Genomic DNA, 14,216 nt, shown 5'->3' with positions numbered 1-14,216 from the left:
AAATTAGTTAATCTATACCCAATGCGGATTTAGCTAATTGATCTGCTAATTCATTTCCCTCTACCCCTGTATGGCCGGCTACCTTTTGAAAACTAACCCACTCTAATTCACCTGACATAAAAAGAGAATACTGTTTTGTTATTTCATTATTCGTTTTCCATCTGCCTTCAGCCCATTCTGATATTCCAATATAATCATGATGAATAATTATTGGGCTAATTTTATTTTCTTTTGCCCAGATAATCGCTTTTATTACTGCCTCTAACTCCCCTGCAACATTATGAAGTGCTGCCGCAGCTGAATTTTCTCCAATTCCTTTGCCCGTATAAATCAGTTTATCATCTAAATAAACTGCGAAGCCCCAGCTATATTGTTTATTTAAGTAACTTCCATCTACATAAATATGATATCCATTCAAAAATTCTTCAATTTTTGTTGTCCGTTTCATATCACCCTTTAAATATTCTTCAGCCTCTTGTAAAGAAGAAAAACTTTTGTATAGTGCACCCTTATACCCATGAACTTGTTTTTTGCACTCATCCCAAGTAGAAAAAATACCAATATTTTTTCCTTCTTTAACTGCATAATATTTTTTTCCCATAAATCACATGCTCCTTAGCCTATCGTTACATATCTCAAATATATTGGAAATTTGATTCACTGTACACTCACTGCCGCGTTTAATCGCCAGCATCGCTTGTTTCGTATCACGGAAATTTATATCAACTAAATTAGGGCGAATAATAACATCCGCATATTGCTCCCCCTTTAAAAGAGTCACTTCACGCCCCATAATATCAATACATTGCATTAATATTTCTCCTACAGAATGCAAATCATAAACTGATTGCCCAGCATAACCTAAATCTACCCCAATAATAACATCAGCTCCCATATATGCTAAAATATCCGTTGGCAAATTATTTTTTACAGCACCATCTACCAAAGCCATTTCCTGATATTTTTTGGGATGAAATACTCCGGGAATAGATATACTAGCTCTTATTCCCTCTGTTAAAGATGCATTATGTATATATTTTGCATTTAATATTGCACGTTTTTTCTTTTGTTTCGTCAAAAAAAATATAGTATCAGCAGTATGAATATCTACCGCTGTAACAGCTAGTGGTATAATTGTTTCTTGAAATGATCTATCGCTCCATAATGATCTAAAATATTTTTCTATTTTATCGCCTTTGACAATTCCATTAGGAATTGCAGACCAAAATCTGGTCTGTGTTCCTAATAAAGATTGGATTCCATATTTAAATAAATCAGAAACAGTAATTTTTAAATCAATTAAATCTGCACTTTTAATATTTCTTGCCAATTCTTCCATCTGATGCGGCGTGTATCCGCAAGCAAATAAACCTGCAACTATAGCTCCTGCACTTGTTCCTGATATATAATCTACGTGAATTCCATTATTAATTAAAGCTTTAAGTACGCCTATATGCGCTAGACCTCTTATACCTCCGCCACTTAAAGCAACCCCTATTTTCAAACTTTTATTTTTCATCGTCATTTTTACACACCTCACATATCTTATTCTATGAAGTAGCGTAACAAAGGAGTTATTAAATTTTAATAACTCCTTTTACATTTTACGATTGAAATACAAAAGCTTTTCTAACTAAAAACAAAATAATAATTAACATGTAAATTAGATTATTTGCGAATTAAATCCTGTGCTCTTTTATTTGCTTCGTATAAAATTCTTTCTTCATCAATTATAGTTAAAATTCCTTTTTCTAAAACAATTTTTCCGTCAATGATAACTGTGTCCACATGACTAGAATTGGCTGAATACACTAATAATGATAAAAGATCATGGCGCGGAAACCATTGCGTAGAATTCATATTAAATAAGGTGATATCGGCTTTATACCCTTCTTTTAATACTCCAATATCATCAAATCCTGCAACTTTTGCTCCATATTCTGTTGCCATTTTTATACTTGTCAAGGCAGGGATTGCTAATGGATCTAAGTGATGAACTTTGTGTAATAAGGATACTAAATGCACTTCTTCCAGCATATCTAAATTATTATTACTTGAAGCTCCATCAGTTCCTAACCCAATGGAAATTCCAGCTGACAACATTTTAGCTACAGGCGAAATACCACTCGCCAATTTCATATTACTTCCCGGATTATGTGCAACTCTAACATTATATTTTTTCATCAAAGCAATATCTTCTGATGAAACATGTACACAATGCGCCGCCAAAACTCCACAATCTAAAACTCCAACTTCTTCCATTAAGGCAATCGGCGACTTTCCATATTGTTTTTTGCAATCTTCAACTTCACCTAATGTTTCAGATAAGTGAATATGAATCTCAGCTCCAAGTTCTTTTGCCGAATCAACAACTTGTCTTAAATATGCTGGTGGACAAGTATATGGCGCATGAGGTGCAAGCATAACTCTAATTCTGTTATTTGCTGTCTGATGATAATCTCTAAATAATTTTTTTGATTCAGCTAATGCTTCTTGCCCATTCGGCGCAACGCCTATCATGCCTCGGGATAAAACCGCCCGCATACCGCTTTCCTCTACAGCCTCTGCTACACGATGCATCTCAGAATACATATCAACAAATGTCGTTGTCCCCGTTTTTATCATTTCAGCAACAGCTAACATTGCCCCCCAATAAATATCATTGCTGCTCATTTTAGCTTCAATCGGCCAAATTTTATTTTGCAGCCAATCCATTAACTGCATATCATCCGCATAACTTCTTAACAACGTCATAGATGCATGGGTATGCGTGTTAATAAATCCTGGTATCGCCAATTTATCTTTACCGTCTAAAACTTGATCAGGTACCCAACTTGTATCTACCTCACCAATTTTTACTATTTTATCATTTTCAATCGCAATATTTTTTTCTGCAACACTGCCATCTTCCAATAAAGCTTGTACATTTTTCAATAGAATTTTTGCCATAAAGAACGACCTCCACTCCAAATAATGAAATAGCAAGGATCGTATGCCCTTGCTATCAAATAAGAATTAAGCCTGACTTAAATATGTTTTTTGAACTTCTGTTAAGTGATCTATGCTAATATTTAACGCTTCTAACTTAAGCTCAGCAATTCTTTGATTCACTTCATCCGGCATAATATAAACTTCTTTTTTCATCTTTTCATGATTATTTATAATATGTAAAGCTGATAAAGCTTGTACAGCAAAAGATAAATCCATAATTTCAGTTGGATGTCCGTCTCCCGCTGCTAAATTTACTAAGCGGCCTTCCGCTAACAAATAAACTTTACGCCCATCTTGCAAAACAAATTCTTCAATATTTTGTCTCACTGTCCGTTGCGATACCGACATAGATTTTAAATGGTCTTTGTTTATCTCAACATCAAAATGCCCCGCATTCGCCATAATTGCCCCTGATTTCATTACTGCAAAAGATTCTTTTGTAATAATGTCGCGACATCCAGTCAATGTGACAAATACATCCCCAATCTTAGCTGCTTCTGTCATCGGCATAACTCTGAAACCATCAAATACAGCTTCAATTGCCTTAATTGGATCCACTTCCGTTACAATAACATTTGCCCCTAATCCTTTAGCCCGCATCGCAACGCCTTTGCCACACCAGCCATAACCTGCAACCACTACATTTTTCCCTGCAACTACTAAGTTTGTCGTTCTCATGATTCCATCCCAAGTGGATTGCCCAGTACCGTAGCGATTATCAAATAAATACTTGCAATATGCATCATTCGCAGCAATCATTGGAAACTTCAATTTGCCTTCTGCTGCCAATGCTTTTAAACGAATGACACCTGTAGTCGTTTCTTCTGAGCCGCCTAAAATATTTTCTGCCAAGTCACTTCTTGAACCATGCAATAATGAAACTAAATCCCCACCATCATCAATAATGATATCAGGGCGAGAATCTAGTGCTTTATGTAAAAATGTTTCATATTCCTCATCAGAGCAAGCATGCCAAGCATAAACCGTAACGCCACTTTCAACTAAAGCTGCCGCTACATCATCTTGCGTAGATAATGGGTTACTCCCCGTAACTACAACTTCAGCACCAGCATTTTTTAGTACTAAGCCAAGATATGCTGTTTTTGCTTCTAAATGCATCGTCACTACCATCTTTTTCCCTAAAAAAGGTTTGCTTTTACTAAGTTCATCATTCAAAGAATTTAATACCGGCATAAAGTTTTTTACCCAATTAATTTTATCATGACCCGATGGTGCTAGTTTAATATCTTTAATCATTGATTCCATAAATTTAAAACTCCCATCCTTACTTTTCTAATTTTTGTTTTAATTCTTGTATTGATTTTTTATAATCTTCTTTTAATACACCATATTCCGTAATAATTCCTGCAATCAACGCATGAGGTGTAACATCAAACGCAGGATTAAATACATCAACCTCTAGTGGAGCAATCTGCGTTCCTAAAACGTGAGTAACTTCATTTTTATTACGTTCCTCAATTGGTATTTGCTCGCCATTGTCTAATGAAAAATCAAAAGTAGACGATGGTGCCGCAACATAAAATGGAATATGATGTTCTTTTGCTAAAACAGCTACACTATAGGTACCAATTTTATTTGCCACATCACCATTTGCCGCTATACGATCTGCGCCTACAATCACAGCATCTACCATTTTATTTTTCATTACCCACCCGGCCATATTGTCACTAATTAAGGTAACGGGGATATTATCTTGCGTTAACTCAAACGCTGTTAATCTCGCCCCTTGTAATAATGGTCTTGTCTCATCAGCAAATACACGCTTAACATGTCCATCAGCGTAAGTCTGTCTTATTACGCCTAGGGCAGTTCCCATATCTACAGTAGCTAAAGCGCCCGCATTGCAATGGGTTAAGAAATTCATTGGTGATTTAAATAACTCTGCTCCATATTTTGATAATGCACAATTTACTTTCTTATCTTCATCAGCAATTCGAATCGCTTCTTCTTCTAACGAAAAAATAATCTCTTTCATGCTACTTTTCTTTTGTAGGTGTTGCCGAAGTAGATTATCCATACGATCTAATGCCCAAAATAAATTTACTGCTGTTGGTCGAGTTGCTCTTAATTCTTCACTAACATGTTCAAGCCTCGAAATAAAATTCTTCAACTCTAATGATTGAAACTGTTTTGCTCCTAAAACATAACCAAAAGCTGCTGCTGCGCCAATGGCAGGAGCCCCCCGAACTTCTAATTTTTTGATAGCTTCAGCAACAATCTGATAATTATCGCATTGAATGTATTCAATCGTTGTTGGCAGTTTCGTTTGATCCAATAATTCTAAACTACCATGATTCCATCTCATTGATTGCACTCTTATTCCCCCTATAATTTAAAGCCACCATACTCAGCTAACATTTTTCGGCATTTGCATGAATCATCTTTTATATTAATATTTTCTATACTTCTCATAATAAGCTTCTTAATTTTTTCTCCATTTTCCGCCATAATTTCTAAAACTTCTGCATGGGTAAGCACCTGTGGTGAAATACCGGCAGCAAAATTAGTAACCATAGAGATGGTAGAATAACACATCTCAGCTTCATTTGCCAATACAACCTCTGGAACATTTGTCATTCCAACCAAATCTCCGCCTAGCTGTTTAAACATCTTAATTTCAGCTGGAGTTTCAAAGCGAGGTCCATCTGTACAAACATATACACCACCATTATGAATTGGTAAATTTAATTGCTGGGCTGCTTGCTCAATGAATGAACGCAATTTAGGACAATAAGGTTCTGTTACATCCAAATGTACAACTCCTCTGTCTCCACCTTCATAAAATGTACTTACTCTATTTTTAGTAAAATCCAAAAATTGATCTACTAAAACAAAATCGCCTGGTTTCATCCGCTCATTTAATGAGCCAACCGCTGTCGTTGCGATAATATGACCTACCCCTAACTTTTTTATTGCCCAAATATTTGCGCGATAATTAATTAAATGCGGGGGAATGGAATGATGACTGCCGTGACGAGGAATAAAAGCAATTTTTTTATCACCAAATTCACCAATTTTATATGCAACTTCACCATATGGTGTATTCATTTTATCATCATAGACATTTTTTAATATACTTGGATCATAAACACCAGTCCCACCAATAATCGCTATATGAACCATTGTATCACCTTTTCTTTCTATTTTTCGGTTTCCATATAAAATGATTATACTATATCACATCATAAATATATATATTCTATTCCATAATATATAATAAGTCTTCCATATTTTCTAAAACATAATCAGGTTTTTCCCCAAGAATATTATTCCAGTTTACATGTGTCCATTTTACTGCTGCTGTTTTCACTCCTGCACTTTTCCCACTGCTTATATCTGCGGTACTATCCCCAATCATTAAGCATTCTTCTGAATTAACAGACAAAAGCCGCATCGCGGTTTGCACTGGTTCCGGATGTGGCTTAGGATTCATACACTCTTCAATTCCAATAACAACAGGAAAGTACTGATCTAATCCAAAGATTTTTAATCCACGGATTGCTGTTTTTTGTGTTTTCGATGTTACAATTCCTAATTTGATATTATTTTTATGTAAAAATTCAATTGTCGTCACCACATTGGGAAATATATCAATTAATTCATCATGATATTTTAAATTATGCTCACGGTATGTATCAATTAATTCATCCACTTTATCAGGTCCCAAATATTCCATTGCTGACCGTAAGGACTTTCCAAAAAACTCATGCACTTTTGAAACATCAACTTCCTTGCGATAATGGATTTGAAATGCATGTTTAAAAGAATCAACAATGAGTCCAGAAGTATCCAATAGTGTACCATCTAAATCAAATAAAATCGCTTTAAATTTCACCTTACCACACCTAACCTCATAAATTTACACCAACTATTCCACCAAAAGCTCCAGCAACTATGCCTAAAATTATTTTATATAAAACAGCCTGGTAAAAAAATATTTCTTGTACATAACCAAATCCCAATAACAAAATGATTATGCTATAGATAAATCCTATAGCAGCCCCTAGCCAAAAACCTTTTTCCCCAACGAAATAAGAAACTATTAAACTACCAATAAAAATACTAAAAAAATGAATTGCCATGACTAAGTAATACATTATAGATTCTGAAATCGAAAAATCAGAGAAAAATACAATGCAACTTAGCCCAACTAAAGACATAAGCGTACTAAGAAAAGTAATGATCATCCCATTAGAAACATTACGCCAAAATTTTAAATTTCCTGGTTTTCTATATGACTTCATTCTACTTCCCCCAATTGTTTAATTGTAAAATACAATTTTCCCATTAAACAATATGCGGAAAAAGCCTATTAAATGCCTCAGATAAACTTTTATAAAACAACATTTATCACATCTGATTTATAAATTTATGGGTTTGCGGGATAACCCTCACATCGTCTAAACTTCGCAATGCTAAATTTTGAAATTGAATAACAGCTTCTGGACTTATTGCACAACATCCATTTAAGGGTGTTATAGGTTGAATAATAAATGTAATTTTCTTATTTATTCTTTCTACCAAAGATATTGCTGTTTTGAATTCACTTTCATTTGTTTCCGCTGAAACGACAACTTTAACAAATACTTCTTTTTTATTTGCTATCTTTAAAAATTCTTCATGTTCCCGCCATAATATCTGTTTCATAAAACTAGGTAATTTTATATCCATACTAATAATATCTATATCATCAATAATGGAAGCTAATTCTTTAGATAAAGTACCATTTGTCTCAAGATATTTCACGCTTTTTATTTCTTTAGCCACATCTTTAAGAAAGTCACTTTGGCAAAGCGGCTCTCCCCCGGTAAAGCTAACTGAATGATGTGGCAATTTTAATAAATTATTTATCCTAGATGAAATCTCAACAACAGAAAGAGGATTCTCTATTTCTATAAAATCACGGTTTCCTGCCGTATTTTCAACTTTACAATAGAATGCTTTATTATACGAATCAATAGTATCACAATATTGACAACGAAGATTGCATCCTGAAAAACGAACAAAGATTTGCCTACAGCCAACATATTTCCCTTCGCCTTGAATTGACGAAAAAATCTCAATAACATTTGTTTCTTTAGACATTTTCTTTGCCTCGGCTATAGCATACTGCTGACTTTGGAGATTCCCATATCTTTATTGATTTCACACAAGTATCGCCAGACAACAACAAACTTTTCGCTAACTCATCATAAAGGTATTTTGCTAAATTTTCAGCAGTTGGATTCGTCACTTTAAAGGCATCAAGCTCATTAAGATAGTAATGATCTAAACCTTCAATAATTTTATTTACCTCTTTTTTTAATTCTTTAAAGTCAATTAACATCCCTAATTCATTTAGTTTAGTCCCTATAACATTAACCTCGACACTCCAGTTATGACCATGCAAGCGATTGCACTTTCCTGGATAATCAACAATTCGATGCGCTGCCTCAAATTCTACAATTACAGTTAATTCATACACAATCAATCACCTCAACCATTATTTTTTCAATTATAAGAAAAGGTGAGTATACACTCACCTTTCATCTACTTTACCGTCTCACGGCGTACATTATTATGATTAGTATCTGTTTTATCGAGTAAAATATCCTGATAACTTATTGCCCTAGTATGTTTTGTATGACTCCATTCATGCTGATGTCTATCTAAAAATCCAAGAAAAGTAATTGGAATCCAACTATAAATAAATATTGGGTACAGAATTAAATAACACCAAGTCTTCCATGAAGCTCTTATTCTTAACAAAATAATAACAGGCAGTAAATATTGCCCTATCATAATAATTGTCAATATTTCCGAAGGCATTAAGCTGTAAATATTTGTATAAAAAGGCGGAACAAGAAGCTGAATATAGCTTGCAATAACAAATGCCGTAGAAATTAATAAAAAATGTGGTTGTAATAAATGAATACAGCCATCAACAATCCGAATGTCACGCTGTTTTATTCCTTCCTTTATCATCTTAGGAATATAGCGCCCAGCAATATCAAAATGACCTTGCGCCCAACGTTTTCTCTGATTCCATGATTGCATAAAAGTTAAAGGCTTTTCATCATAAACAATCGCATCATGCGCCCAAGTTGTTCGAATCCCTCGCGCTAATACCTTCATCGTAAATTCCATATCTTCCGTTAAACAAGTAGCACCCCAACCAAATTCTTTTAAGATGTCAGTCGAGATACACATTCCTGTACCACCTAAAACACTAGATAAACCAATATTAGATTTTGCTAAATGCCAAATGTGGTTTGTAACCCAAAACGCAATAGCAAAAGTACCCGAAACCCATGTATCATGTGGGTTTTTAGCATCTAAATAACCTTGTATTAACTTATCGCCTTTGCAAAGGCGATTATTCATTTCTAATAAAAATTTAGGATGCACAAGATTATCAGCATCAAATACAGCTACAGCATCATATTTGCGTTCAAAAGTAAATAACTTTCTAAACATCCATTCCATTGCAAAACCTTTACCGCGTTCTTCATTGTTGGTGCGTTCACAAACAATTGCACCACATTCACGAGCCACGTTTGCTGTATTATCTGTACAATTATCAGCAACAACATAAATATCATACATATCACGAGGATAATCTAAGACTTGTAAATTTTCAACTAACTGTCCAATTACCTGTTCTTCATTATGAGCTGCAACAATAACTGCAAAAGTATTTTTCGGAGTTAATATTTTTTTCTCGTTTCTTTTCCAAACTCCAAAAAAAGCAATTATAAAATAATAAATTGTGAAGAATACTATGATAGCCTGCATTGGTATCATGATATAATCAAAAATATAGTTCATGGATTTTTCTCCTTTAAAATCCTTTTGTTATAGAAGATAAATTTTACATACTAAAATATGAATAAACAATATATGCTTATTTTCATTATTTAGATTCAACTAATCCAAAAAGAGTATTTAATATACCAAAAACAGAATAAACAATAAATGGTACAAATAGAACCGCATCTAACCGAACAAATAAAATATATGCCCCTAAAAAAACGGCTAAAAGAGCAGGGAAAATTCTAATTTGCTCTCCCTTACCTTTAAAATCAGGATACTTCACTTTACTTACCATTAAGTACCCAAAAATCAAAACCATCAAAGGAAAAATAATCCCTTGCGGTTTAATATTTAACATAATAAAAGTTGCAAGTACACATCCGCCAGCAGGAATAGGCAACCCCATAAAATACCCTTTTACGACACTAGTATTCACATTAAATCTAGCTAACCGCAATGCACCACATGTTGCAAAAGCAATGGCCGCTACATAGCCAAACTCTGCAAACTCTTTCAAATAAAAAGCATATGCTAAAATAGCTGGGGCAACACCAAAAGAAACTAAATCACATAATGAATCAAGTTCCTTGCCAAAATCGCTACTCGAATTAAAAAATCTCGCTACACGACCATCAAGACCATCTGCAACCATTGCTAAAACAATTAAAATTGCAGCCTGATAAAAATTTCCTTGAAACGTAGAAATTATTGATCCCATGCCAAGCACCAAATTCAATGATGTTAACATATTAGGAATTAAACTTTTCATGCCTTAATCCTCCCAATGACTGTCTCGCCACCAACGACTTTATCGCCTTTTTTTACACAAATTTCAACATTCTTAGGCATTACTAATTCCGTACATGATCCAAATTTAATCAGACCATAGCGCTCTCCTTTTTCTAATACATTTCCTAATGTAACCCATGAAACAATTCTACGCGCTAAAATACCAGCAATCTGTGTAACAATAATACGCATATTGCCATTTTCAATGCCTATTGTATGACGTTCATTTTCAAAACCTACTGAATCTTTATATGCTGGAATAAATCGACCACAGGTATATTGCTGAAACTTAATCTCACCGTTCATTGGACTTCGATTGATATGAACATCAAAAACGGATAAAAAAATAATTACTTTATTACATCGTTCATTTACGAAGTCATTTTCATCTACTTCCACAATTCCCATAACCTTACCATCAGCTGGCGAAACAATTAAATTCTTATCAGTCGGTATTTGTCTTTGCGGATTACGAAAGAAAAATGTAAAAAATGCTGCTAAAACAATCGGAAAAATAGTCCATAATGGATCTATAAAATACCCGACTAAAACAGCAAGAAGTAAAGCAATTGCAATAAATATATATCCTTCTTTTATCACAGGAGCTTTAACCATAGGAATCCACCTCCACTTAACAACAATTTTATACTATTATGATGAGCCATGTTTAAATTATTATATCTTTAAGCGTTAGCTTCTACATCTTTCTAAGTTTAATAAAGTTCGCGCTCATTTCCCAAGTTATTATAATACAGTATACCATACTTGTCTAATATTTTTTATTTTGCAAGACTTTGATTACAAATTTGGGCAAAGCTATTAATCTACAAATTCTTTTCGGTTGCAGCATACCTCGATATAGCCATTCTAATTTTGCCTTTTGCATCCATAATGGAGCTCTTTTTACTACACCAGCCATTACATCTAAAGTGCCGCCAACGCCAATGGTAACTGGCACATTTAATTCAGAAAAATGTTTTTTTATCCATTTTTCTTGTCGAGGAACACCTAATGCAACTAAAAGAATATCCGGACGTAATTTTTGAATTTCCTGCACTACCATTTTTTCTTCCTCTACAGAAAAATAACCATCGTGCGTTCCTACAATTTTTACACCCGGATATTTGGTTTCAGCATAAACCTTCGCTTTTTCCGCAACACCTGGAGATGATCCTAGAAAGTAAAAGCTTTCCTTTCCATTTTTCAGTTTGTTTAAAAGGTGTTGAACTAAATCATATCCTGCCACACGCTCTTTCATCGGGTAACCTAATTTGTTAGAAGCCCAAACAACGCCAGCTCCATCAGGGACAACTAAATCGGCCGAATTAAGAATTGCCTGCAATTCTTTATCCTGGTTTGCCATCATAACCATTTCCGCATTTGCCGTAGCAATTAAATGTATTTTATCAGATTTTAAAAAATCATCGATAATAACATCTATAGCATCGTTCATCGTAATAATATTAATTGCTACATCTAAAACAGATACTTTTTTTCTTGACACAATTATACTCCTCATTTATTATCCAAATTTTAAACATTATTTTCATTGTATCATAAGATTATAGCTTCGGCAATCCAGGAAAATTAAACCACCATTTATTCTTTTTCTCTTTTCCGCTTCCTTTTTCTTCTTTCGGTAAAATTTTCTCTATTATTTTATCCGCGAATCGTTTTGGTTCGGTTCCTTTTATAAATGCACTATATTCATGATCTTTACAATTCGACTCTGCCAACTCTCCCGTATTCGCACAAATATCAATACCTTTTATAATTGTATCTGGAACAGAAAAATCTCTTTTTTGCTTATTCGAAATCGCCTGTTTCATGAATTGTCCCCACATTTCAGCTACTTGTGTACCCGATAAATCTGTAGGTACTCGATTATCATTTCCCACATAAATTCCAACTAATAAATCAGGAATATAACCAATAAACCACGCAGTTTCATAATTATCCGTTGTACCAGTTTTTCCGGCTGCCTCTCTGCCTATATTTGCCCCACTTGCAGTTCCATTATAAATCGTTCCCATTAGCATATCCGTCATAATATATGCTGTTTCTGGACTTAATACCGCACTTTGCTGCGTTGTAAAAGTATCTAAAACTTGATCATGCTCATTACGAACCTCTAACACAGCAATTGGTTTTGATAAGATTCCTCCATTCGCAAAGGCTGTATACGCAGTTGATAAATCTAATAAATTTACTCCAACACTTACTCCCCCCAACACAGTTGCTAAATGTTCATCTGCTTTTGTAATCGTACTAAGACCTAAGTTATTAGCTAGCTGAATAACATCATGCATACCTACCTGCTGCCCGATCTTTACTGCAACAGTATTAACTGACCATCTTAAAGCCTTTTTCAATGTCATTGCACCACGATATTTATTATCGTAGTTTAATGGCTTATAACCAGCAATATCAATAGGTTCATCAACCATTACTGTATTTGTCTTCATTCCTTTGTTTATCGCAGTCGCATAAACAATTGGTTTAAAAGCCGATCCTGGTTGTCGATATTCATCAGTAACTCTGTTTAGCTGACTTTCACTATAATTATTACCTCCAACCATTGCATAAATATATCCATCACTTGGATTAATTGCTACAACAGCGCCTTGATACTCTTTTAATGTTTGTTCTGCAATTTTTTGCAAATGCATATCTAACGTAGTATAAATCTTCAATCCGCCAGTATAAACCTTTTCTTCCCCATATAAATCAACTAGCTCCTTTGCAACATAATCAAGAAAATAAGATGCCTTTACACTTCTTTCTCGCTTTGATTTTATTTTTAAAACTTCTTGAGTCGCATCCTCTTTCATCGCTTCTGTGATATATCCTTGTAAGTACATCCCATTTATAACGGTATCTCTTCTTTCTTTCGCTCGTTCTATATTATTATATGGAGAATAATAGATTGGCCCTTTTGCTAAACCAGCAATCATTGCACTTTCACTTAAGTCTAAATCACCTGCACTTTTTCCAAAATAAGCTTGTGATGCCGCTTCAACACCATATGCTCCCTCACCTAAATAAATTTGATTTAAATATGCATGTAAAATTTCCTCTTTAGAAAACCTTACATCTAATTTTATAGCTAAAATTGCCTCTCTAATTTTTCTAAGTAGCGTACGGTCTTGATTGAGAAACATTCCTCTAGCTAACTGTTGCGTTATTGTACTTCCACCCTCTGCGATATCTCCACTTGTTATATTTACAACTAAAGCACGAGCAATCCCTATAGGGTCAATTCCACGATGCTGATAAAACCTTGTGTCCTCATTTGCTATAATTGCATCTATTAAATAAGGGGACATTTTATTTAAAGGTACAACAACACGATTTTCTTCAAATAGCTTAGCAATTAACTCTCCACGAATATCATATACTTGTGATGCTGACATTAGCTTTAACTGATTCATATCCTGTGCATCCGGAAGCCCATTAAAAACATAGGCAAAACTCCCGAGCGCTAAAAAAATCATAGTAATAAATATTTTTAGCATCGAAATCCTCCTTTTTTGATATCATAAATATATTACAATAAAAAAACGCAAAGTATACTATCTTTACTCTAGTATACCTTGCGTTTACATTTATTACTATTAAATTTA

The 14,216-nt window shown here is 34.1% G+C and carries 15 protein-coding genes; all 15 read right to left on the bottom strand.

From position 1 onward, the window contains the following. Positions 1-7 precede the first annotated feature (7 nt). Positions 8-601: a ribonuclease H1 domain-containing protein gene (locus P3F81_RS05765; protein ID WP_147668329.1), complete on the bottom strand. Its 594-nt coding sequence runs from the start codon at positions 599-601 to the stop codon at positions 8-10. 3 nt (positions 602-604) lie between these two features. After that, entirely contained in the window at positions 605-1,525 is a 921-nt protein-coding gene (locus P3F81_RS05760; protein WP_147668327.1) for a patatin-like phospholipase family protein, read from the bottom strand. Positions 1,526-1,668: 143 nt separating this feature from the next. Continuing rightward, positions 1,669-2,949, bottom strand: a complete 1,281-nt coding sequence (locus P3F81_RS05755) for an amidohydrolase (RefSeq protein WP_147668325.1) — start codon at positions 2,947-2,949, stop codon at positions 1,669-1,671. Between the two features lie 66 nt (positions 2,950-3,015). Then, entirely contained in the window at positions 3,016-4,257 is a 1,242-nt protein-coding gene (locus P3F81_RS05750; protein ID WP_147668323.1) for an adenosylhomocysteinase, read from the bottom strand. A 19-nt stretch (positions 4,258-4,276) separates the two neighbouring features. Continuing rightward, complete coding sequence (mtnA, locus tag P3F81_RS05745) at positions 4,277-5,317, bottom strand: S-methyl-5-thioribose-1-phosphate isomerase (protein ID WP_147669210.1); 1,041 nt, start codon at positions 5,315-5,317, stop codon at positions 4,277-4,279. Between the two features lie 20 nt (positions 5,318-5,337). Continuing rightward, entirely contained in the window at positions 5,338-6,135 is a 798-nt protein-coding gene (mtnP, locus tag P3F81_RS05740; RefSeq protein WP_147668321.1) for an S-methyl-5'-thioadenosine phosphorylase, read from the bottom strand. A 76-nt stretch (positions 6,136-6,211) separates the two neighbouring features. Next, entirely contained in the window at positions 6,212-6,847 is a 636-nt protein-coding gene (gene ppaX, locus P3F81_RS05735; RefSeq protein WP_147668319.1) for a pyrophosphatase PpaX, read from the bottom strand. Positions 6,848-6,863: 16 nt separating this feature from the next. Then, a complete protein-coding gene (locus P3F81_RS05730) occupies positions 6,864-7,256 on the bottom strand; it encodes a TIGR04086 family membrane protein (RefSeq protein ID WP_147668317.1) in 393 nt (130 codons plus the stop codon). A gap of 106 nt (positions 7,257-7,362) precedes the next feature. Next, positions 7,363-8,097, bottom strand: a complete 735-nt coding sequence (locus P3F81_RS05725) for a 7-carboxy-7-deazaguanine synthase QueE (protein WP_147668314.1) — start codon at positions 8,095-8,097, stop codon at positions 7,363-7,365. After that, positions 8,090-8,476, bottom strand: coding sequence for a 6-carboxytetrahydropterin synthase QueD (gene queD, locus P3F81_RS05720; protein WP_147668312.1), 387 nt, complete (start codon positions 8,474-8,476; stop codon positions 8,090-8,092). The genes P3F81_RS05725 and queD overlap by 8 nt, the downstream gene beginning before the upstream one ends. Positions 8,477-8,541: 65 nt before the next feature. Next, entirely contained in the window at positions 8,542-9,819 is a 1,278-nt protein-coding gene (locus tag P3F81_RS05715) for a glycosyltransferase family 2 protein (RefSeq protein ID WP_147668310.1), read from the bottom strand. An 85-nt stretch (positions 9,820-9,904) separates the two neighbouring features. Beyond that, positions 9,905-10,573, bottom strand: a complete 669-nt coding sequence (gene pssA / locus P3F81_RS05710) for a CDP-diacylglycerol--serine O-phosphatidyltransferase (RefSeq protein WP_147668308.1) — start codon at positions 10,571-10,573, stop codon at positions 9,905-9,907. Beyond that, the gene (locus tag P3F81_RS05705; RefSeq protein ID WP_147668306.1) at positions 10,570-11,208 is read right to left on the bottom strand and encodes a phosphatidylserine decarboxylase family protein; all 639 of its coding nucleotides are present in this window, start codon (positions 11,206-11,208) and stop codon (positions 10,570-10,572) included. The genes pssA and P3F81_RS05705 overlap by 4 nt, the downstream gene beginning before the upstream one ends. A gap of 154 nt (positions 11,209-11,362) precedes the next feature. Beyond that, the gene (locus P3F81_RS05700; protein ID WP_147668304.1) at positions 11,363-12,097 is read right to left on the bottom strand and encodes a WecB/TagA/CpsF family glycosyltransferase; all 735 of its coding nucleotides are present in this window, start codon (positions 12,095-12,097) and stop codon (positions 11,363-11,365) included. 58 nt (positions 12,098-12,155) lie between these two features. Then, on the bottom strand, positions 12,156-14,108 hold the full coding sequence (locus tag P3F81_RS05695) for a transglycosylase domain-containing protein (protein ID WP_147668302.1): 1,953 nt from the start codon (positions 14,106-14,108) through the stop codon (positions 12,156-12,158). Positions 14,109-14,216 lie beyond the last annotated feature (108 nt).

It is taken from the genome of Selenobaculum gibii, from assembly GCF_030273445.1.
GTDB lineage: Bacteria > Bacillota > Negativicutes > ICN-92133 > ICN-92133 > Selenobaculum > Selenobaculum gibii.
The sequence above is the reverse complement of the archived record's forward strand: the minus strand, read 5'-3'. Positions and strand labels throughout refer to the sequence as shown.

What these genes read in the sequence shown, in the direction of transcription:
- P3F81_RS05695 (WP_147668302.1), bottom strand. Translation starts at nt 14,108, where the DNA reads ATGCTAAAAATATTTATTACTATGATTTTTTTAGCGCTCGGGAGTTTT.
- mtnA (WP_147669210.1), bottom strand. Translation starts at nt 5,317, where the DNA reads ATGAGATGGAATCATGGTAGTTTAGAATTATTGGATCAAACGAAACTG.
- P3F81_RS05715 (WP_147668310.1), bottom strand. Translation starts at nt 9,819, where the DNA reads ATGAACTATATTTTTGATTATATCATGATACCAATGCAGGCTATCATA.
- mtnP (WP_147668321.1), bottom strand. Translation starts at nt 6,135, where the DNA reads ATGGTTCATATAGCGATTATTGGTGGGACTGGTGTTTATGATCCAAGT.
- P3F81_RS05755 (WP_147668325.1), bottom strand. Translation starts at nt 2,949, where the DNA reads ATGGCAAAAATTCTATTGAAAAATGTACAAGCTTTATTGGAAGATGGC.
- P3F81_RS05750 (WP_147668323.1), bottom strand. Translation starts at nt 4,257, where the DNA reads ATGGAATCAATGATTAAAGATATTAAACTAGCACCATCGGGTCATGAT.
- P3F81_RS05725 (WP_147668314.1), bottom strand. Translation starts at nt 8,097, where the DNA reads ATGTCTAAAGAAACAAATGTTATTGAGATTTTTTCGTCAATTCAAGGC.
- P3F81_RS05760 (WP_147668327.1), bottom strand. Translation starts at nt 1,525, where the DNA reads ATGACGATGAAAAATAAAAGTTTGAAAATAGGGGTTGCTTTAAGTGGC.
- P3F81_RS05705 (WP_147668306.1), bottom strand. Translation starts at nt 11,208, where the DNA reads ATGGTTAAAGCTCCTGTGATAAAAGAAGGATATATATTTATTGCAATT.
- P3F81_RS05765 (WP_147668329.1), bottom strand. Translation starts at nt 601, where the DNA reads ATGGGAAAAAAATATTATGCAGTTAAAGAAGGAAAAAATATTGGTATT.
- pssA (WP_147668308.1), bottom strand. Translation starts at nt 10,573, where the DNA reads ATGAAAAGTTTAATTCCTAATATGTTAACATCATTGAATTTGGTGCTT.
- P3F81_RS05730 (WP_147668317.1), bottom strand. Translation starts at nt 7,256, where the DNA reads ATGAAGTCATATAGAAAACCAGGAAATTTAAAATTTTGGCGTAATGTT.